We start from the raw sequence: 19,662 nt of genomic DNA, 5'->3' as shown, positions 1-19,662 counted from the left end.
TAATGAAAGCAATACGAATAGCATTAACAAAAGGAAGACTAGAAAAGTATGCTATTAAAATGTTTGAAGAACTGGGAATAGATTGTACACAGCTGAAAAATAAAGGGAGAAAATTAATCCTTAAAGATGAGAAAAACAATATAGAGTTTGTCCTTGTAAAATCTACAGATGTTTTAACCTATGTAGAACATGGGGCGGCGGATATTGGAATTGTTGGTAAGGATACTTTAATGGAACAGAATAAAGAATTTTATGAAGTAGTGGATTTAAAGGTTGGCAGATGTATGTTTGCAGTGGCATCCTTACCAAACTTTCTAAGATATGATGGATATAATCGTAAAAAAATAGCTACAAAATATCCTATAGTGGCAAAGGAATATTTTAAAAAAAACAACGAAGATGTTGAAATTATTAAACTTGATGGGTCAGTTGAACTTGCTCCTATATTAGAGTTAGCTGATGCAATTGTAGATTTGGTTGAAACAGGAGACACTTTAAAGGAAAATGGACTTATTATTGTAGAAAAAATTTGTGATATTAGTGCAAGAATGATAGTAAACAGAGCTAGTATGAAGATGAAAAAGGAAAAAATCAGCAGGTTGATAGATAAGGTTCAACAATACGTAGATAGGAATGAGGTGACGGTATCATGATGAAAATTGAAGTAGCAAATAGTAAAGAGGGAAAAGAATACATAGAATTTCTAAAAAAAAGAGCAGAAGACGTTCAAAAGGATGCAAATATTGTGGTGGATAAAATATTAGAAGATGTAAAAATTAGAGGCGATGATGCCATAATAGAATACACACAAAAATTTGATAGTAAATTTGTTACATTAGCGAATGTTATTGTAACTGCTGAAGAAATTAAAAATGCATATAAAATGGTAGACAGTGATTTTTTAGAGGCAATAACTCTAGCAAAGCAAAATGTGAAGGAATTCCATGAAAAACAAGTAAAAACACCTTGGATGATGACAAAAGAAAAGGGTATTATTTTAGGCCAAACTGTAAGAGGGCTTGAAAGTGTAGGGATATATGTACCTGGAGGCACAGCCGCTTATCCTTCTACTGTTATTATGAATGCAATTCCAGCAAAGGTGGCAGGTGTTAATAATCTTGTGATGGTAACACCACCTTCGAAGGACGGAAGCGTGAATCCGCATATTTTAGTAGCAGCTGATATAGCAGGGGTGGACAAAATCTATAAAGTCGGCGGAGCTCAGGCAATAGCGGGACTTGCATATGGAACGGAATGCATTTCTAAGGTAGATAAAATAGTGGGACCGGGAAATATTTACGTGGCCATGGCTAAAAAAAGTGTATTTGGATATGTAGATATAGATATGATTGCTGGTCCTAGTGAAATACTAATTATTGCAGATGATACTGCGGATGAAAAGTTTGTTGCAGCGGATTTAATGTCTCAAGCAGAGCATGATATACTTGCTTCTGCAATGCTTATAACCACTTCAAGAGAACTTGCAGAAAAGGTCGTGCGTGAGCTAGAAATTCAGATAAAAGCTATGAGTCGGAAAGACATCATAAGCAAGTCCTTGGAAAAATACGGAGTTATCTTAATTGTGAAAAATATAAAAGAGGCCATAGATTTGGCAAATAAAATTGCACCAGAACATCTTGAAGTGCTATTAAACAACCCCTTTGATTTTTTAGAGGATATAAAAAATGCAGGTTCTATATTCTTAGGTAAATATTCACCAGAACCACTTGGGGACTATATTGCAGGTCCCAATCATGTTCTTCCCACAAGTGGTAGCGCAAGATTCTTTTCCCCTTTATCTGTAGATGATTTTATCAAGAAATCAAGTTATATATACTATACAAAAGAAGCATTAAGTGAGGTTGCGGATAAGGTAATAAAACTTGCAGAGGTTGAGGGCTTAACTGCTCATGGAAATTCTATAAAAGTGAGGTTTGATTATGATACAGGATTATTTTAGAAGTGATTTAAGTGATTTTAATGCATATGAAGTCGGTAAAATTGATTATAAAGTGAGGTTAGATGCCAATGAATGTTTTAGTAACCTTCCTCAAGAGGTAAGGATGAAAATAGGCTGGGCAATAGAGGATTCTATTTTTAATAGATATCCTGATGCAGGTGCATCTAAGGTATGTGACCTCTATGCACAATATGCAAATGTGAAAAGTTCTAATGTAATGGCTGGGAATGGTTCAGACGAATGTATACAAATCATTACAAATACTTTTCTAAATCCAAGGGATAAGGTAGCAATCCAAAGTCCCGATTTTTCAATGTATGGATTATATACTAAAGTCGCAGGAGGAATTCCCATTGAATTTGCACTAGATGAAGATTTTAAATTGGATATAGATGGTTTTATTTCTATGGTTAACAAAGAGAATGTTAAAATTGTATTTTTATCAAATCCCAATAATCCTACAGGTGGAATTATTAAAAGAACGGACATTATAAAAATAATAGAAGGATGCAGTTGCATTATAGTAATAGATGAGGCTTACTTTGAATTTTATGGTGAAACCATGGCAGATAAAATTTTTACTTATGAAAACTTAATTGTACTTAGAACCTGTTCTAAGATTGGGCTTGCAGCGATAAGACTGGGATTTTTGATTACGAGTTCCATTTTAATGGGAGAACTTAAGAAAGTAAAACCTCCTTATAATGTGAATGCGATTTCGCAATGTATTGCAACTGTTGTCTTAAAAGATTCACAAGTAATACATAATAATGTGGAAGGTATACTCAAAGAAAGAGTATATTTATGGGGAAAATTGAAAAATATTAATGGGATAAAACTCTATAATGCACAAGCTAATTTTATATTAATTAGGGTTGAAAATGCACAAACTATGAAACAACGACTTTTAGACAGTGGCATAAATGTACGAAGTTTTACGTCCTATGCATTACAAAATTGTTTAAGAATAACCATAGGAAGTAGAGAAGAAAATAAATATTTATTAAACAATATTTCCCAGGAAAATAAAGTAATTTTATAAGCTTTGAATATATTGAACTTTCAAGAATTAAAGGGGTGATGTATGTGATTTCAAGACAAGCAAAAATTGTAAGAGATAGTAATGAAACAAAGATTGATATCAGTATAAACTTGGATGGGTCTGGAAAGTATGAAGGAGATACAGGCATAGGTTTCTTTGATCATATGTTATGTCTTTTTGCAAAACATGGGTTTTTGGATTTATATGTAGCAGTAGTAGGGGATTTAAATGTGGATTCTCATCATACAATTGAAGATGTAGGTATAGTACTTGGAAGTGTCATAAAAGAGGCTCTGAAGGGCAAAGAGGGAATAAAAAGATATGGAACAAGTTTTGTACCTATGGATGAAACTTTGGCCACAGTGTCACTAGATTTGAGCGGTAGACCCTACCTTATATTTGAAGGGGATTTTACAGTAGATAGACTTGGAAGTTTTGACACAGAGATGGTGGAGGAGTTTTTTAGGGCCATAGCAGTTAATGGTGGAATTACACTTCATGCAAGAGTACTTTATGGTAAAAATAATCATCATATGGTGGAAGCACTATTTAAAGCCTTTGGAAAAGCACTAAGTGAAGCATTAACCTATGACCAGCGAATAAAAGGAGTACTTTCTACAAAAGGATGTTTATAAGGAGGGAATAATATGATAGCCATAGTGGATTACGGTGTGGGAAATTTAAAAAGTGTTCAAAATGCGCTTAATACTTTGAATATTCCATCTATAATATCTTCAGATAAGGAGGAAATCGCAAATTGTAGAAGTATTATTGTTCCAGGTGTAGGTGCATTTCCTGATGCAATGAAAAATCTAAGGGATAGGGGACTAGATGTAGTAATAAAAATAGCTGCGAAGGAAGGTAAACCAATACTTGGAATATGTCTAGGTATGCAACTTTTCTTTGATGGAAGTGATGAAATTGAAAAATGCAAAGGCTTGGGACTTTTGAAAGGAAACATTGTGAAACTAGAAGGTTCTATAAAAATACCTCATATGGGTTGGAATGATTTGATATTTGAAACTAATTCACCACTTCTGGAAGGTTTATTAGAAAGGAGTTATGTATATTTCGTTCATTCTTATTATGCACAAGTTTATGAGGAAAACATAGTAAACGCCTATAGTATGTATGAAAAAAAGATACCGGCAATAGTAAGTAAGGGTAATATATTTGGTTTGCAGTTCCATCCAGAGAAAAGTGGAGAGGCTGGAATGAAATTACTTAAAAACTTTGGAGGGATAAATTAATGAAGATATTTCCAGCTATAGACATGAAAAATGGAAAATGCGTTAGACTTTATCAAGGAGAATTTTCTTCATCAGAGGTGGTGGGGGAAGACCCGTTTCAAACAGCTCTAAACTTTGAAGCCCAGGGAGCAGAATATCTACATATGGTGGATTTGGATGGAGCTCTAAGTGGAGCTATTGGAAATGCAGATAGTATAAATAAAGTTATAACGAATATAAATATACCTATACAATTAGGTGGAGGTATAAGAAGTATACAGGTCATTGAAATGATACTTAAAAAGGGTTTAAATAGAGTAATATTGGGTACTGCAGCACTAAACAATCCTTCACTGGTAAAAGAGGCAATAAAAAAATTTGGAGATAAAATTGCCATTGGTATTGATGCAAGGGATGGCTATGTAGCAGTGGAAGGTTGGAAAACCAATAGCAAAATAGAGTACATAGATTTTGCAAAACAAATGGAATATATAGGAGTGAAAACTATTATTTTTACAGATATAAGTAGGGATGGCACCTTGTCTGGACCTAATTTAGAAGCAACAGAGAAGATAAATAATCAAGTGTCTTGTAATATTATTGCATCTGGTGGGATGAAAAACATTGAAGATATTAAAAAACTAGTGAAGATGAACATGTATGGAGCAATTATAGGGAAAGCACTTTACAGTGGAAATATATCACTTGCAGAGGCAATCTCTGAGGGAAGGGGGACACCTTATGCTTACTAAGAGAATAATTCCCTGTTTAGATGTAACTATGGGAAGGGTAATGAAAGGAATCAACTTTATAAATCTAACAGATGTAGGAGACCCTGTAGAAATTGCAGAATTTTATAACAGTGAAGGGGCAGACGAAATTGTATTTCTAGATATAACAGCCACTCACGAGGGCAGAAAAAACATGTTGGATGTAGTGAGACGAACTGCTGAAAAGGTATTTATTCCCCTAACTGTAGGTGGAGGAATTCAGAGTATAGAGGATTTTAAAGAAACCCTTAGGGCTGGAGCTGATAAAATATCTGTAAACTCAGCTGCAATTAGAAATCCTAAGCTTATTTCTGAGGCAGCAGAAAAATTTGGAAGCCAATGTGTAGTGGTTGCTATAGATGGAAAAAAGAATGAGGACGGTTTAGGTTGGCATGTAGTTATTAATGGTGGAAGAATAAATGCCGGCCTTGATGCAGTAACGTGGGCAAAAAAAGTAGAGGAACTAGGGGCTGGAGAAATACTCTTAACCAGTATGGATGCAGACGGAACAAAAGGCGGATATGATATAGAGTTCATAAATGCAATTACTAGTAGTGTAAATATTCCTGTGATTGCATCAGGTGGATGTGGGAAAATAGAGGACTTTAATGAAGTTTTTGCAAAAAGTGGAGCAGATGCTGCACTGGCGGCTTCATTATTTCATTACAAAGAACTATCTATAAAAGAAGTAAAAGAATATCTTAAAAATAGTGGCGTAGAAATTAGAATCTAATGAAAAACAAAGAAATGTGGTGAGGTTATGGATGACATAATGGAGATTCAATTTAACAATGGATTAGTACCTGCAATAGTTCAGGAGAATAGTAGTGGGAAAGTTTTAATGCTGGCCTACATGAACGAAGAATCCTTTAAAAAAACTATTGAAACTGGAACAACTTGGTTCTTTAGTAGATCTAGAAATAAGTTATGGAATAAAGGTGAAACCTCAGGACATTTTCAATATGTAAAAAAAATGTGGATTGATTGTGATGGAGATACAATTCTTATAATGGTAGATCAAGTTGGAGTAGCTTGTCATACAGGAAATGAAAGTTGTTTTTTCAGGGAAGTTGGAAGGTCAAAGCTTAGATAAAAATAATATTAAAGATAATATAAATTTCAAAATAAATAAGAAGGGAAGTAATAAAATGAGTGAAATAAACGTAGTAAAGGAACTTTATAAAATAATTGAAGAAAGAAAAGAAAATCCTATCGAAGGTTCTTACACAAGTTATCTTTTTGAAGAAGGCTTGGACAAAATTCTAAAAAAAATAGGCGAAGAAAGTGCTGAAGTTATAATTAGTAGCAAGAACAATGACGCAAAAGAAATAGTCTCAGAAATATCAGATTTAGCATATCACATCTTAGTACTTATGGTAGCGCAGGGTGTAAAAGTAGAGGATATTATTACGGAACTCGAAACAAGAAGGAAAAAGATATGCAATAAAAAACAAAAGAGAGATGATATTGTTGGGATACACTAAACTTATCAAGGATCTACCTTAATTATATTCTAGGAGTTCTCGATGTTAATTTTCAAATAAATATAGGCATTCCAATCATATTACATTTTCTTTGTGCATCTTAAAATTAGTAACAAGCTCTTTAACAGTACCATTATTTACATTATAGATATATCTAAGCCCAAATAAAGAAAGTGCTAAAAATAATAAAATATTTGTAATGTATTTAGCGGCAATGGGAAATAGTGTATTGACAAATTATAAAAAAAGGTGTATTTTAGTAGTAGATTTAGCACTCGTTAACATAGAGTGCTAACAGATAAAGAAATAATAGGATTGGTACGAAAGGGGAAATTTTAATTGGAAAAGAAACAGTTTAAAACGGAGTCTAAAAGAATTCTGGATATGATGGTAAATTCAATATATACTCATAGGGATATTTTTTTAAGAGAACTTATTTCTAATTCAAGTGATGCTATTGATAAAATTTATTATAAGACATTAACAGATGAAACGCTAACTTTTAATAAAGAAAATTACTACATTACAATAGCGAGTGATAAGGAAAACAGGATATTAAAAATTTCTGATACAGGTATTGGAATGTCAGAAGATGAACTTAGTGATAATCTTGGAGTTATAGCTAAAAGTGGATCTTTGGCATTTAAAAAAGAAAATGAAATAAAAGATGGGTATGATATAATTGGACAGTTCGGAGTAGGATTCTATTCTGCGTTTATGGTAGCTGATAATATTACTGTTATAAGTAAAGTTTTAGGTAGTGATGAGGCACACAAGTGGGAATCTAATGGTGCAGATGGTTATACAATAGAACCTTGCACAAAAGACTCTGTTGGTACTGAAATTACACTTAAGATAAAAGAAAATACAGAGGATGAAAACTTTGATGAATACCTTGAAGAACATGGAATAAAATCTATTATAAAGAAATATTCTGATTTTATTAGATATCCAATTAAAATGGAGGTAAGTGAATCAAGACTTAAAGAAGGTAGTGAAACAGAACATGAGGACTTCATGGTGGAAAAAACTGTAAATAGCATGGTTCCTATATGGAGAAAAAACAAAAGTGAACTTACAGATGAGGATTATAACAATTTCTACGCTGAAAAGCACTATGGTTTTGATAAACCTACAAAGCACATTCACATAAGTGTTGATGGAGCTATAAGTTATAACGCAATTTTGTATATCCCAGAAAAAACACCTTATGATTTTTATACAAAAGAATATGAAAAGGGCCTAGAGTTATATTCAAGTGGCGTCCTAATTATGAATAAGTGTGCAGATTTATTGCCTGATTATTTTAGTTTTGTAAAAGGAATAGTGGATTCAGAGGACTTGTCACTTAATATATCAAGAGAGGTATTACAACATGATAGACAGCTGAAGCTTATAGCTAAAAATATAAAAACTAAAATTAAGGGTGAGTTAGACAATTTATTGAAAAATGAAAGAGAAAAATATGATGAATTCTATAAATCTTTCGGAAGACAATTAAAGTATGGTATTTACAGCGATTTTGGAAGTAATAAAGAAGTCTTACAAGACTTATTACTATTCTATTCATCAAAAGAGAAGAAAATGGTCACTTTAGATGAATATGTTTCTAGAATGCCAGAAGATCAAAAATATATTTATTATGCCGCAGGAGAATCTAACGAGCGAATAGAGAAATTACCACAAATTGAAATGGTATCAGATAAAGGATTTGAAATTCTATACTTTACGGATGATGTAGATGAATTTGCAATAAGAATGATAATGGCATATAAAGAAAAAGAGTTCAAATCTGTATCAAGTGGTGACTTAGGTATAGAAGTAGAAGAAAAAGAAGACGATGTTAAAGCGGATGACAAAGAGAGTAAAGAATTGTTTGAAAGCATGAAAAATCTTTTAACAGGTAAAATAAAGGATGTTAGGGCTTCAAAGAGGCTTAAAAACTATCCAGTATGTTTATCAAATGATGGGGACCTTACAATAGAAATGGAAAAAGTATTAAATGCTATGCCTAACAGCGAAAATATAAAAGCAGACAAGGTTTTAGAAATAAATATAAACCATGATATGTTTAAAGCTCTTAAAGAGTCTTTTGAAAATGACAAAGATAAGTTTGGTTTGTATACCAATATATTATACAATCAAGCGCTGCTTATCGAGGGACTTCCAATTAATGATCCAGTAGAATTTACAAACAATGTATGTAAGATAATGATATAATAACGACACACTTTTAATCAAAATTAAAACATATTTATGAGCTATAAATGGACATTAGTTCGTTTATAGCTCATTTATGTTATTTGACAATTGTCAAATAACATATTTTAAATATTGTAAAGATTAAATAGTAGTTTTTCTATAGAGAATAGGAAAAATCAGCAAATGTAAAACTCTAAAAATATGGTATGGATTGGCTATAAGTGTTATAATGATTGCCAATAAAATTTTTATGAATGTAGGTGATGTAAAGTTGGATCATTCGTTGTCAACAAAGAAAGTTCTTGCAGATTCTCTAAAGCAACTGATGAATAAAGTGCCTTTAAACAAGATAATTGTTCAAAATATTGTAGACAACTGTGAGTTAAACAGGCAAACTTTTTATTATCACTTTCAAGATGTTTTTGAGTTGCTTGGCTTTATTTATAAAACTGAAGCAGTTGAGAGTATATCTGAATATAAAAGTTATAATACTTGGGAGGATGGATTTTATAAGATTTTTATTTATATAGAAAAAAATATGGATTTTTGCCTTAACACCTTTAATTCTATAGGCAGGGATCATTTAGAAACTTATCTTTATTCAGTTACATACGAATTACTTATTGGAGTAGTTAATGAAGTTTCTTATAACATGAGAATAAAAGAAGAGGATAAGAAATTCATCGCAAATTTTTATTCACTTGCATTTTTGAGTTTAGTTATTCAATGGATGAAAAACGGGATGAAGGAAAAACCAGAAGTTATTATTAAAAATTTAAGCCAGCTTCTTGAAGGGACCTTTGCTAAAGCATTGCAAACATATGAAAAAAAGCTGAGATAGCCGAAAAGGTAATTACAGCCTTACTAAAATAATTATATTTTAGATGGATATTAGGGCGAATTTCATTTTTAACAGGCTCTATGGTACAAAGGAGGAATCACTTATGATAAAACTCATTGCAACTGATATGGATGGTACCTTATTAAATGATAATGGAACTATAAACGAAAAAATATTTGATTTAATTAACACTCTTAATGAAAAGGAGATAAAATTTGCAGCAGCCAGTGGTAGGTTTTACTCTCAACTGAAAAAAAACTTTGAAAAAGTCAATACGGATATGATATTCATTGCTCATAATGGAGCTCTTGTTAAGAATAATAATGGGAAAACGCTATACGAAAACAGTATTGATAAAGAACAAATAGAACATGTAATAAATTTAGATCCCAAGCTAGGTGAGGAACTATTCTTAGCTGGAGAAAATGAGGCATATATAGTAAATCCATCAGAAGATATGTTGAATACTTTTATGTCTTTTAAAGTGCCAGCAGTAATAGTGAAATCTCTTAGTGAAATAAAAACTCCAATATACAAAATTACTTATTATATGGCTAATGGTGTAAACCAATCAATAGTGAATTATATGAAAGAGAATTTGAGTAACAAGCTTGAATTTGTTGTATCTGGTGACAAGTGGGTAGATATAATGAATAAAGGGGTATGCAAAGGAAATGCTATTAAAATACTTCAAGAAAAATTTGAAATAAATCAAAAGAGCACTATGGTTTTTGGTGATTATTATAATGATTTGACTATGTTTAAAGTAGCGCACTATAGCTATGCCATGGAGAATGCTCCAGAAGATGTGAAAAAACATGCAAATTTTCTTGCGCAAAGCAATAATGAAGATGGAGTTTATAATGTAATAGCTTCATCATTAATGAAGTTAGAGTGTAGTTAGATAAAATTTTAGTGTGTAAAATAATGCAAAACTATTTACAAAATGTAAAATATGATATAAGATAGTATTATAATAAAAAGATTGTATAAAATAGCCAGTGCAGGAGGTACTATTATGAATATATATTTACCTATCGTGCCGGCATTAGTTAGTGGTACTTGCTCCGTACAAGGATAGCTTAAGTAAAAAAAATCTTAAGTGAATATCGGTTATACTTTGTCCGGAGCTGATTACCAGAAATAACTGATGCTGGAATGTAATAAATTAAAGTGAAATTTTAAATTAGTATATATATTTTCACTGGATAGTTATGTCCATTTTTAAAGATCTGGATGTATATCTTTATTTTGTTATGTTTAATTTAAGGCATCACTATCTGGTAATTAAGTACGCTTTTGTGTTTGATGTTTTTGTCATACTCAATTTTATTAGCGTGTAATTTTAGCTGCGGAAGGCATAGCCTTACCGCGGCTTTTTAATTTATTTTATACAATTTTATGTTGTTGAAATTAAATTGATATTGGGTTATAGCTTTGTATTTCTAAATTAAGATTACAAGGATATAAGGGTGAATGAGTTTTTTTAAAATTTGTTCCTTTCCAATAGATAGGTAAGTTGGAATTTTATTTTCAACTTGTATACTTATAAAAGGCCGCAGGTGTTTTTACTTTGCGGTCTTTTTGTTTTACAAAAAAATATTATATAAAATGGAGGAGAAAAATATGAGTTTATTAGTATTTGAAAATATTATTAAAGAGTATAAAAACCAAGTGGTGTTAAAGGATGTCAATTTAAGAATTGAAAGAGGAGAAAGAGTGGCACTTATTGGAGCAAATGGATCAGGAAAAACAACGCTACTTCGGATAGCAACTGGGCAAGAAAATTGTGATAGTGGAAAGGTAATTGTGGCGAAAAATATAAGAATGGCATATCTGTCACAAGACATGTTTGAAATAAGAGATGAAGAGCAAGGAAGCACAGCATTACATTATGAGAAAGTTATACAACTTGAAAATAAAATGCGGATAATTGAAAAAGATATGGGGTTAGTAGTTTATAACAGCGATAAATATAACAACTTAATGAATAGTTATTCTAATGTTTTATCAGAATATGAGGCAAGAGATGGATATATCATTGAGAAGAAGATTACCAAAATTTTAATGGGGCTTGGATTAAGAAAAGAGGTTTTATCAATTCCTTTAATCAATTTAAGCGGAGGAGAAAAGATGAGAGTGCTTATTGCAAGAATGCTATTAAAGGAGCCAGATATAATTATATTAGATGAGCCAACTAATCATCTTGATATCAACGCACTGGAATGGCTAGAAGAATTTCTTAAAAAGTTTGAAGGTGGAGTACTTTTTGTGTCACATGATAGATATTTTTTAGAGGGTGTTTCAACAAGAATTGCTGAACTTCAGGAAGGAACTATAATAGAAAAAAGTTGCAGTTACTCGAATTTTATTGAGCAAAAAGACATTCTTAGAGCATATGCGTTGAAGGAACAAAAAACTTTAAAATGGAAAATGAAAAATATAAATAAAGTAAACGATGAACTCAAAAAGAAGGGAAAAATAAGAGCTGCCAAAAGTAGGAATAAGACAGTTGTTCGAATCAATGAGGAACTTAAGAAAGCTATACAAATTTTAAAAGAAAGGGAACATCTTAAGAGAGATGATGGGATAAAACTAAAGTTTAAGGAATTAAAGAAGGTTAGTAAGGATATAGTGTGGGCAGAAGGATTAGAAAAATCATTTGGAAATGTTTCTTTATTTAATAAGGCTAATTTTCATATAAGAGGGGGAGAACGTATAGGCATAATTGGTGCCAATGGATGTGGTAAAACTACTTTGATTAGAATTATTTTAGGTGAAGATAATGATTACAAGGGTTTTGTAAGAATTGGAGAATGGGTTAAGTATTCATATTTAAGTCAGGATATTAATTTTCAGGATGAAGAAAGAACTGTAGTAGAAGAAATATTGTCTAGGAAAGAAATGAACCTGAATTTAATAAGAGAGCATCTAAGCCCTTTTAAATTTTATGGAGAGGACTTATATAAGAAAATAAAAATTTTAAGTGGTGGAGAGAAGCTAAGGCTATATCTATCTTGCATAATATTAGAGAATTCTGACTGCCTGATATTAGATGAACCAACTAATCATTTAGATATTCAGGCAAGAGAAGCCGTAGAAAAGGCTATTGTAGAATTTAAAGGGACGGTTATTGCTATATCCCATGATAGGTATTATCTAAATAACTGCGTTAACAGGATACTAGAAGTTACATCAGAAGGTAAGATTATTTCTTATAATGGAAATTATGACTTTTATAAAAATAGTAAAAAATTAAAGTTAGAAGCTCCATTAAGAGATACTAACTCAGTGGTACTGAATGGTAAAAAACAAGAAATTATCAAAGTTGCCAAAAATTGTGGAGTAAAAAATAAAGACAGTGCTGCAAATACTAGGAATGTAGAAAATGAAATTATACAACTAGAAGAAAAAATTATTGAATTTGAGGAATCTTTTGATAAATCTACTCCTAGTGAAAAGTATAGTGAATATTCTATAATGCTTGAAGAGGTTAGCAATTTATATAGTGTTTTATAAAGTAGAAAAGAACTGCTGAGTTTATAATTCTCGTAAATTTTCATTAAGAACTTTTTGACTAACACCGCAAGTTATTATTTGAAGTTCTAAAAATCTCTTTGGACCATCATCTAGATGATATATTCATACCTTTTGGTAAGTTACCTTACTTAAAAGTGCGTACTTGTTCTATATTTTTTTAGAGCGTATACTATTTAGTGTAAGTCTGATTAATTTAGAAAAATACAAAGGAGTGTGTGAAATTAGATGATAACTATAGTTGCAAAAAATTCAATAAAACAGGGCAAAACAGAAGAATTTAAACTTTTAGCAGAAAAACTTATAAATGAAAGCAGAAAAGAAAGTGGATGTATATCTTACAATTTATATGAAGATTCCAATAATTGTAATATATTAACCTTCATAGAACAATGGGAAAATAGTGAAGCCATTAAGCTTCATAATAACTCAGAGCATTTTACTAGTATTGTTCCAAAATTTGCAGAACTTAAAGAAAGTCAGTCGGAGATTAATTTATATAAAGTGATATAACAAGATATCTGTGAATTTATATATATAGGTATTATTGTAATAAATAAAATTATAAGGTAGGTAGTATAAATGAAAGTTGTAGCTTTTAACGGAAGTCCAAATAAAGAAGGAAATACTTATCATGCAATAAAAATGGTTTTAAATGAACTTGAAAAAGAAGGAATAGAAACGGAAATTATTCATGTAGGTAACAAGTCAATTAGGGGATGCATTGCTTGTAATCAGTGTGCAAAAAATAAAAATGAGAAATGTGTACTTCCAGGTGATGAGGTTAATGAGTGGATTCAAAAAATGAAGGGAGCAGATGGAATGATTTTAGGGTCTCCTGTGCATTATGCGTCCATGGGAGGAACCATGAAATCATTTTTAGATAGAGCTTTTTATGTTGCAGGTAATAATGGTGGGATGCTCAGACATAAGGTTGGTGCATCTGTTGTAGCTGTAAGGCGTGCTGGCGGAATTCCAACTTTTGATCAGTTGAATAACTATATTAATTATTCAGAAATGTTAATGCCAACTTCAAATTATTGGAATGTTATTAATGGCACAAGGCCAGGAGATGCATTGCAAGATGAAGAAGGAACTCAAATTATGAGAGTGCTTGGGAAAAATATGGCATGGCTCATGAAATTAGTTCAAAATGGAAAAGAAAATGTTAAAGCTCCAGAAATAGAAAAGAAAATATTCATGAACTTTATTCGTTAATTTATTCTATAATGATTGATGAGCTTAGTAAGTTATACAGTGTTTTATACAGTTAAAAGGAACTGCTTTAGAGATAAGCAGTTCCTTTTAATTTGTTTGTATAATTTTACAAATTATAGCATTTCAATAAATGCAGCAATTCTTGTTTTAAGTTGTCCTACATCATTTTGAGAATAATCTGTTTCTAAACTCATATATGGAGTATGTTTTTCTTCTTTCATAAATTTATTGATGGAATAGCTTTCCACACTGTAAGTATGACAGGCTTGTAGAATTACATCTATGACACCATCTACTTTGTATTCATCTACTAAAGTTGAAAGAGAATTTATTCTGCCATCATTAGGGCTCATACATGAACAAGGTATATTTAAATATTTTTTAGTAAGTGCGTCTATTGGATCTATACTTTCATCTACTAATTCTTGAGTTGCTTTTATTCCTGTACAGTTTTCATAACAAACAACTACGCCCTCATTTTCTTCTATGATTTTAATGATTTTCTCAGTAGCTCCACCTAAAGGACAACCAGTAATTAATATCCTTTTTCTGCTTTCACTTACTTTTTTATTGCCATTTTCATAGTCTTCTTTTATATCATGCGTGAACTTTATAAGAGTTTTTATATGAGCTTCCTTATCTGTTTTAAATGTAGCGCCATATAATACTTGAAGCATTTCAGTTCCAGTAATAGGAGGAGGGCACATTTTCCCTAGCTCATAAAAACCTATTAGTGCTTTTCTTTCTCTATTTCTAAGATTAATAGCTTCCTTAAGCTTTTCCTCCGTGATTTCTACTCCGAATTCACTTTCTAATCTCTCTTTAAATAAAATCATTTCATTTTTCCAAGAATTAAAGGCAGCCTCTCCCTTGTTAGTCTGTGGTAATTGCATTACGTGCATTGGTTTAATTTGTCCAAGATATTCGTACATTTTTTTCTTTCCATCACAAGTAGTTTCTCCGACTATCATATCTGAAAAATAAAAATAAGGACATTTATCTGTTAAACCAAAACCGTAGCTTGATTTAATAAGTGGGCATAAATTTTTGGGAAGATGCTTTTCGGCTTCAGCAATAGGTTCATCACTCATGCTACAAAGTGAAATAGGAATAGCACCCGCAGCCATTATAAGCTCCCAGGGACTGTATGTACAATAAGTTCCTACTATTTTTTTTCCACCATCTTTTAAATTTTTTACATCAACAAACCCCTTTTGTCTTGCTTCATTGAATTCATTAAATATTTTAGGTAAGTCATTCATAGTGCGTAATCCTCCTCAAAATTCTCTGGAAATTATTCCATAACAATCTAATTATAGAATTTCTATATTATGAAGTCTAATACGGTTTTTATATTGATCAGCGCTTATCTATTTAAAATACCAATAAGTAAAATGTTACTGGATGTGATCAAAAGATAGGTATTATACATTAATTTAGAAAATTAGAAATATTTATGGTGAAAAATTGTCGTATTTCGTGTATAATGTAATTAAAATATTGATTAATATTACAAAATAATACATATTTTTAGAGAATAATAAAGAAAAATAATATTTATATTTATCATTTTACAAAAACTATAATAAAAATAAAGGTTGGTGGAAAAATGGAGAAAATTAAAATTGTGGTTGTGGATGATTCACCTTTTTCAATAAGTGTGATTACAGAAATTTTAACGGAAAAGGGTTTTGAAGTAATTGGAAATGCTGGTTCATTACAAGAAACAATAGAAGTGGTCCAGGATAAAAGACCAGATTTGGTAACTATGGATATGACCATGCCAGGAACTGACGGGTTAGAATGTACTAGAGCAATTCATAAAATAGATCCTAATATAAGAGTGATTATTGTTAGCTCAATGATGGATGATGAAATTATAATGCAAGCTAGAGAAAATAAGGTGGCAGGATATATTCAAAAACCTGTACAACCGGATGAAATTGCAACAGCAATACAAAGGATAATGGCGGATGAAAAAGTATTTGATGACTTAGAAGAACAATATTTTAATGTGTTCAAAGAAGTATTTTCTGACAATATGAATAGAGTGGTAAAAACAGTTCCATCTTTTGAAAAAGAAGTACAAGCAAATAAAACACAAGTGTCAAGAGGTATTTCTGTTGTTGTAGGAATAATAGGAAGATATTGTGGTAGTATGATTCTCGATTTATCTTATGAAACTGCAGAGGCGATGACTAAATGTGCCTTGAAAAGAGAAAGTAAGAATGCGGAAGAGGCCTTATCTATGATGGGTGAATTTGCTAATATTATTTCAGGAAATGCTTGCTCCTTATTAAATCGTAAAAATAAAGTTTTTGGGTTTAGAGTAGCTCCACCGACTATATTCCACGGAAGTTCTCTGAAAGTATCTAGAACATTAGTTGAGGCTAAATCAATAGTTGCACAAACAATTTTCGGAGAAATATGCTTAAATGTAGGATTTAAAAGAGGTGGTAACGAATGGATGTAAATATGATAAATCCTTTTATAGATTCATTTTTAAATGTAATGCCTGAGCTTGGATTTAAAGAGATTAAAAAACAAGGAATCAGTGTTAAAGGGAAAGGCATTAAAAGTTTAGGTGTAATGATTATGCTAGGTATAGTGGGGGATATTAAAGGAAATGTTGTTTATTCACTAACGGATCAAAGTGCAAAACAAATTGCATCCATAATGATGATGGGCATGCCTGTTACTGAACTAGACGATATGGCACAAAGTGCTTTATCAGAGCTTTCAAATATGCTCACTGCAAATGCAAGTACTAATTTTGCTGGGAATGGAACAAATATTAATATTTCAACCCCAACATTAATGCATGGAAGCGATTTTGAGGCAAAGATGAATACTGATACAGTTTTATGTGTTAGCCTTCTTGTGGACAATATTCCAATTGAAATTAATATCGCTTTCGATTAGTATTCAATAATAATAGATAAAATTAACTGAAATATACGAATGCATAGATATGCTTTTAATATAATATAAAACTACAAGTATTATTTGCTAGTAGAGAAGGGGCTTTAAAAAAATAGAAATTATCCCTATTTTTTTAAAAGCCCCTAATTTAAATTAAGCAGTTGAGTTAAAAAAAAGATTATATGGAGAGGGTGTTTAGCATGGAATAAGTGGTATATAAAAATTATATGCTAATAGCTAATAGACAAGTAAATATTCAACACATATAGTTATGCAAGGAATAAATATATATAAAGTATAAAGATGTAAAAATATACCGAAGAAAGGGAAGTGATTTTAGATGAAAAAAATAGGTACTAAAATAATAGCTTTAAACATTTTAGTTGTACTATTAACAGCACTATTAATCGGAGGAATGGCTACCTATAGAATGTCTCTGCTTAGCAAGAATACGATTACAACAATTGATGTAACTGTTAGGAAGGATTATGATGAAAAAATTAAAAGCGGAGTAGAAAATGTTATAACAATGTTAGAGGAGCTTAATAAAAAATATGAGGGTGGAGAAATCACATTAGAAGCAGCTAAAAAACTTGGTGCCGATTTAACGCGTCAAATGAAATATGGTGAAGGTGGATATTTTTGGATAGATACCGTTGAGGGATTAAATGTGGTACTTCTTGGTGGAGAAGCTGAAGGTAAGAATAGATATGAGTTAAAGGACGTAAAAGAGAAATATATAATCAAAGAAATTATAGGAAATGGATTAAAAGAAGGCGGCGGCTATACAGATTATTGGTTTCCTAAAAAAGGGGAAGAAGTGCCAGCTCCAAAGAGAGCATACAGTAAGGGATTTAAAGCTTTTAATTGGGTTATTGGTACAGGAAATTACGTTGATGATATAGACAAGTTCATTGCAGATGAAAAGGCGAGTTTGCAAAAAACTTTTTATGAAAGTGTAATTAATTTTGTGGTTTTGGTTATAGTGGTTGTTGGACTATCTGTAATTATTTCATTTTATTTTAGTAAAAAAATATCTAATCCTATCTTGATTATAAGTAAGCTAGTGGACAAGACAGCAAAATTTGATTTAGCTTATGACAAAAGTTATGAAGGAATTTTAAAATATAAGGATGAAACAGGAATTATTGCAAAAGCCGTTGCTGATTTGAGGAGAGAACTCAGAGAAATAACTATTAATTTGCGAGATAATTCTCAAGAGGTTCTTCAATATTCAAAAGGCATGGCTGTTGCTACGGATGAAACTGTCCAATCAATAGAAGCGGTATCTGTGGCAATTGAAGAGCTAGCAAAGGGAGCAACAAATCAAGTGCAAGATGCGCAAAGTGGTGCTAGGGACTTGTCAAATCTTGCAGAAGAAATTAATACTGCTGTAAATAGTTCAGAGATTTTAAAGGATTATTCTAATGAGACCAAATTAGTAAATGCAGAGGGATTAAAATCTATGAAGGTGCTTACTGAAAGATTTAAGGAAAGTAACAAGTCTAGCGAAGAAGTAGTAGAAAATATATCCGTGCTCCAAAATAAATCAAATTCCATCGGAGAAATTATAAGCACTATACAAGCTGTAGCAGAACAAACAAATCTTTTGGCACTAAATGCTGCTATAGAAGCAGCTAGAGCTGGAGAAGCTGGGAAGGGATTTGCAGTAGTGGCTGAAGAAGTGAGAAAACTTGCAGAAAAAACTGCAGAAGCTACTAATGAAATTACGACTATGATTGGTGAAATTCAAGGAGAAATTAGTAAAGTTACAAAGAATATAAATAAGGGGGCGAATATTAATAAAGAAGCAAATTTATCTATGGAATTGTCACAAAAATCATTTAATAGTATCGAAAAATCTATTATTAATATGATTACTCAAATTGATACATTAGGTTGTAATATTAATAATGTAGATAAAAATAAAGATATGGTATTACAATCTATAGAAGGGATGTCAGCAATTTCAGAACAAACGGCAGCTTCAACAGAGGAAATATCTGCATCTATGGAAGAACAAACTAGTGCAATGGAAGAAATATCAAATACTGCTGAAAATCTTGAGAAAATTGTAGTTAAATTAGATGAAATAGTACAAAGATTCAAACTATAGTATGCAGAAATTGCAAATATAAAAAGTATAGAATAAAAACTAGTCTTCTAGGAAAATATAATCCTAGAAAGGGGAGTTTTTATGCCAAATAAACCTACTAAAATGAATATCCAACATGATTTAAATAAGAGACATAATAAACCGGGAATTGTGGATGCTGAAGATGAACCAGTTAATAACAAGCCAATAAAAGAAGCTAAAAAAACATTCAAATAAAATAAAGTGGACCCTGTGTCAAGGACATTTTAAAAAAAGAGCCTTAAGAATACCCTTAATGTCACAATTGTGATATAAGGGTATTCTTTTTATATTTTTATAGGGTACTCACCTGTTTTTAAATA

Annotated in this window: 20 protein-coding genes and 1 pseudogene; 19 read left to right on the top strand and 2 right to left on the bottom strand. The window is 31.3% G+C overall.

Features of this window, described 5'->3' with window-relative positions; all coding sequences use genetic code 11:
* The first annotated feature begins 2 nt into the window (after positions 1-2).
* The 13 genes from hisG to abc-f all read left to right on the top strand — a co-directional run bounded on the left by hisG (position 3) and on the right by abc-f (position 13,047).
* On the top strand, positions 3-653 hold the full coding sequence (gene hisG, locus ACREV6_RS03385) for an ATP phosphoribosyltransferase (protein WP_431576610.1): 651 nt from the start codon (positions 3-5) through the stop codon (positions 651-653).
* Positions 650-1,960 carry a histidinol dehydrogenase gene (gene hisD / locus ACREV6_RS03380; RefSeq protein WP_431576609.1) on the top strand — a complete coding sequence of 437 codons (1,311 nt, stop codon included), beginning with the start codon at positions 650-652 and terminating at the stop codon, positions 1,958-1,960. Before hisG ends, hisD begins: the two co-directional genes overlap by 4 nt.
* Entirely contained in the window at positions 1,941-3,002 is a 1,062-nt protein-coding gene (hisC, locus tag ACREV6_RS03375) for a histidinol-phosphate transaminase (RefSeq protein ID WP_431576608.1), read from the top strand. The genes hisD and hisC overlap by 20 nt, the downstream gene beginning before the upstream one ends.
* Positions 3,003-3,046: 44 nt before the next feature.
* The gene (hisB, locus tag ACREV6_RS03370; RefSeq protein WP_503417268.1) at positions 3,047-3,637 is read left to right on the top strand and encodes an imidazoleglycerol-phosphate dehydratase HisB; all 591 of its coding nucleotides are present in this window, start codon (positions 3,047-3,049) and stop codon (positions 3,635-3,637) included.
* Positions 3,638-3,649: 12 nt separating this feature from the next.
* On the top strand, positions 3,650-4,252 hold the full coding sequence (gene hisH, locus ACREV6_RS03365) for an imidazole glycerol phosphate synthase subunit HisH (protein ID WP_431576607.1): 603 nt from the start codon (positions 3,650-3,652) through the stop codon (positions 4,250-4,252).
* Positions 4,252-4,983, top strand: a complete 732-nt coding sequence (gene hisA / locus ACREV6_RS03360) for a 1-(5-phosphoribosyl)-5-[(5-phosphoribosylamino)methylideneamino]imidazole-4-carboxamide isomerase (RefSeq protein WP_431576606.1) — start codon at positions 4,252-4,254, stop codon at positions 4,981-4,983. Before hisH ends, hisA begins: the two co-directional genes overlap by 1 nt.
* Complete coding sequence (gene hisF, locus ACREV6_RS03355) at positions 4,973-5,734, top strand: imidazole glycerol phosphate synthase subunit HisF (RefSeq protein ID WP_431576605.1); 762 nt, start codon at positions 4,973-4,975, stop codon at positions 5,732-5,734. The genes hisA and hisF overlap by 11 nt, the downstream gene beginning before the upstream one ends.
* Before the next feature lie 27 nt (positions 5,735-5,761).
* Positions 5,762-6,094, top strand: coding sequence for a phosphoribosyl-AMP cyclohydrolase (hisI, locus tag ACREV6_RS03350; RefSeq protein ID WP_431576604.1), 333 nt, complete (start codon positions 5,762-5,764; stop codon positions 6,092-6,094).
* A gap of 55 nt (positions 6,095-6,149) precedes the next feature.
* Complete coding sequence (hisE, locus tag ACREV6_RS03345) at positions 6,150-6,485, top strand: phosphoribosyl-ATP diphosphatase (RefSeq protein WP_431576799.1); 336 nt, start codon at positions 6,150-6,152, stop codon at positions 6,483-6,485.
* 339 nt (positions 6,486-6,824) lie between these two features.
* Positions 6,825-8,705: a molecular chaperone HtpG gene (htpG, locus tag ACREV6_RS03340; RefSeq protein WP_431576603.1), complete on the top strand. Its 1,881-nt coding sequence runs from the start codon at positions 6,825-6,827 to the stop codon at positions 8,703-8,705.
* Positions 8,706-8,916: 211 nt separating this feature from the next.
* The gene (locus ACREV6_RS03335) at positions 8,917-9,528 is read left to right on the top strand and encodes a TetR-like C-terminal domain-containing protein (protein ID WP_431576602.1); all 612 of its coding nucleotides are present in this window, start codon (positions 8,917-8,919) and stop codon (positions 9,526-9,528) included.
* A gap of 103 nt (positions 9,529-9,631) precedes the next feature.
* Positions 9,632-10,432, top strand: a complete 801-nt coding sequence (locus tag ACREV6_RS03330; protein WP_431576601.1) for an HAD family hydrolase — start codon at positions 9,632-9,634, stop codon at positions 10,430-10,432.
* 722 nt (positions 10,433-11,154) lie between these two features.
* Positions 11,155-13,047 carry a ribosomal protection-like ABC-F family protein gene (abc-f, locus tag ACREV6_RS03325; RefSeq protein WP_431576600.1) on the top strand — a complete coding sequence of 631 codons (1,893 nt, stop codon included), beginning with the start codon at positions 11,155-11,157 and terminating at the stop codon, positions 13,045-13,047.
* Between the two features lie 24 nt (positions 13,048-13,071).
* Here abc-f and ACREV6_RS03320 read toward each other — a convergent pair.
* Positions 13,072-13,164: pseudogene (locus ACREV6_RS03320) on the bottom strand (winged helix-turn-helix transcriptional regulator); the annotation flags it as partial.
* A gap of 129 nt (positions 13,165-13,293) precedes the next feature.
* Here ACREV6_RS03320 and ACREV6_RS03315 point away from each other — a divergent pair.
* Both ACREV6_RS03315 and ACREV6_RS03310 read left to right on the top strand, forming a co-directional pair.
* Complete coding sequence (locus tag ACREV6_RS03315; protein ID WP_431576599.1) at positions 13,294-13,578, top strand: putative quinol monooxygenase; 285 nt, start codon at positions 13,294-13,296, stop codon at positions 13,576-13,578.
* 69 nt (positions 13,579-13,647) lie between these two features.
* Complete coding sequence (locus ACREV6_RS03310) at positions 13,648-14,283, top strand: flavodoxin family protein (protein WP_431576598.1); 636 nt, start codon at positions 13,648-13,650, stop codon at positions 14,281-14,283.
* Between the two features lie 113 nt (positions 14,284-14,396).
* Here ACREV6_RS03310 and ACREV6_RS03305 read toward each other — a convergent pair whose 3' ends face one another.
* Entirely contained in the window at positions 14,397-15,545 is a 1,149-nt protein-coding gene (locus ACREV6_RS03305) for a double-cubane-cluster-containing anaerobic reductase (RefSeq protein ID WP_431576597.1), read from the bottom strand.
* 347 nt (positions 15,546-15,892) lie between these two features.
* On the opposite strand from ACREV6_RS03305, the gene ACREV6_RS03300 reads away from it, so the two are divergent.
* From ACREV6_RS03300 to ACREV6_RS03285, 4 genes are all read left to right on the top strand, one after another.
* Entirely contained in the window at positions 15,893-16,756 is an 864-nt protein-coding gene (locus ACREV6_RS03300; protein ID WP_431576596.1) for a response regulator, read from the top strand.
* A complete protein-coding gene (locus ACREV6_RS03295; protein ID WP_431576595.1) occupies positions 16,747-17,205 on the top strand; it encodes a chemotaxis protein CheX in 459 nt (152 codons plus the stop codon). The genes ACREV6_RS03300 and ACREV6_RS03295 overlap by 10 nt, the downstream gene beginning before the upstream one ends.
* A gap of 340 nt (positions 17,206-17,545) precedes the next feature.
* Positions 17,546-19,321, top strand: coding sequence for a methyl-accepting chemotaxis protein (locus ACREV6_RS03290; protein WP_431576594.1), 1,776 nt, complete (start codon positions 17,546-17,548; stop codon positions 19,319-19,321).
* A gap of 81 nt (positions 19,322-19,402) precedes the next feature.
* Positions 19,403-19,537 carry a hypothetical protein gene (locus ACREV6_RS03285; RefSeq protein ID WP_431576593.1) on the top strand — a complete coding sequence of 45 codons (135 nt, stop codon included), beginning with the start codon at positions 19,403-19,405 and terminating at the stop codon, positions 19,535-19,537.
* The last annotated feature ends 125 nt before the right edge of the window (positions 19,538-19,662 follow it).

It is taken from the genome of Clostridium sp., from assembly GCF_050717515.1.
In the GTDB taxonomy this organism is placed as follows: Bacteria; Bacillota; Clostridia; order Clostridiales; family Clostridiaceae; genus Clostridium_AD.
This window is presented reverse-complemented; position numbering and strand designations above follow the sequence as displayed.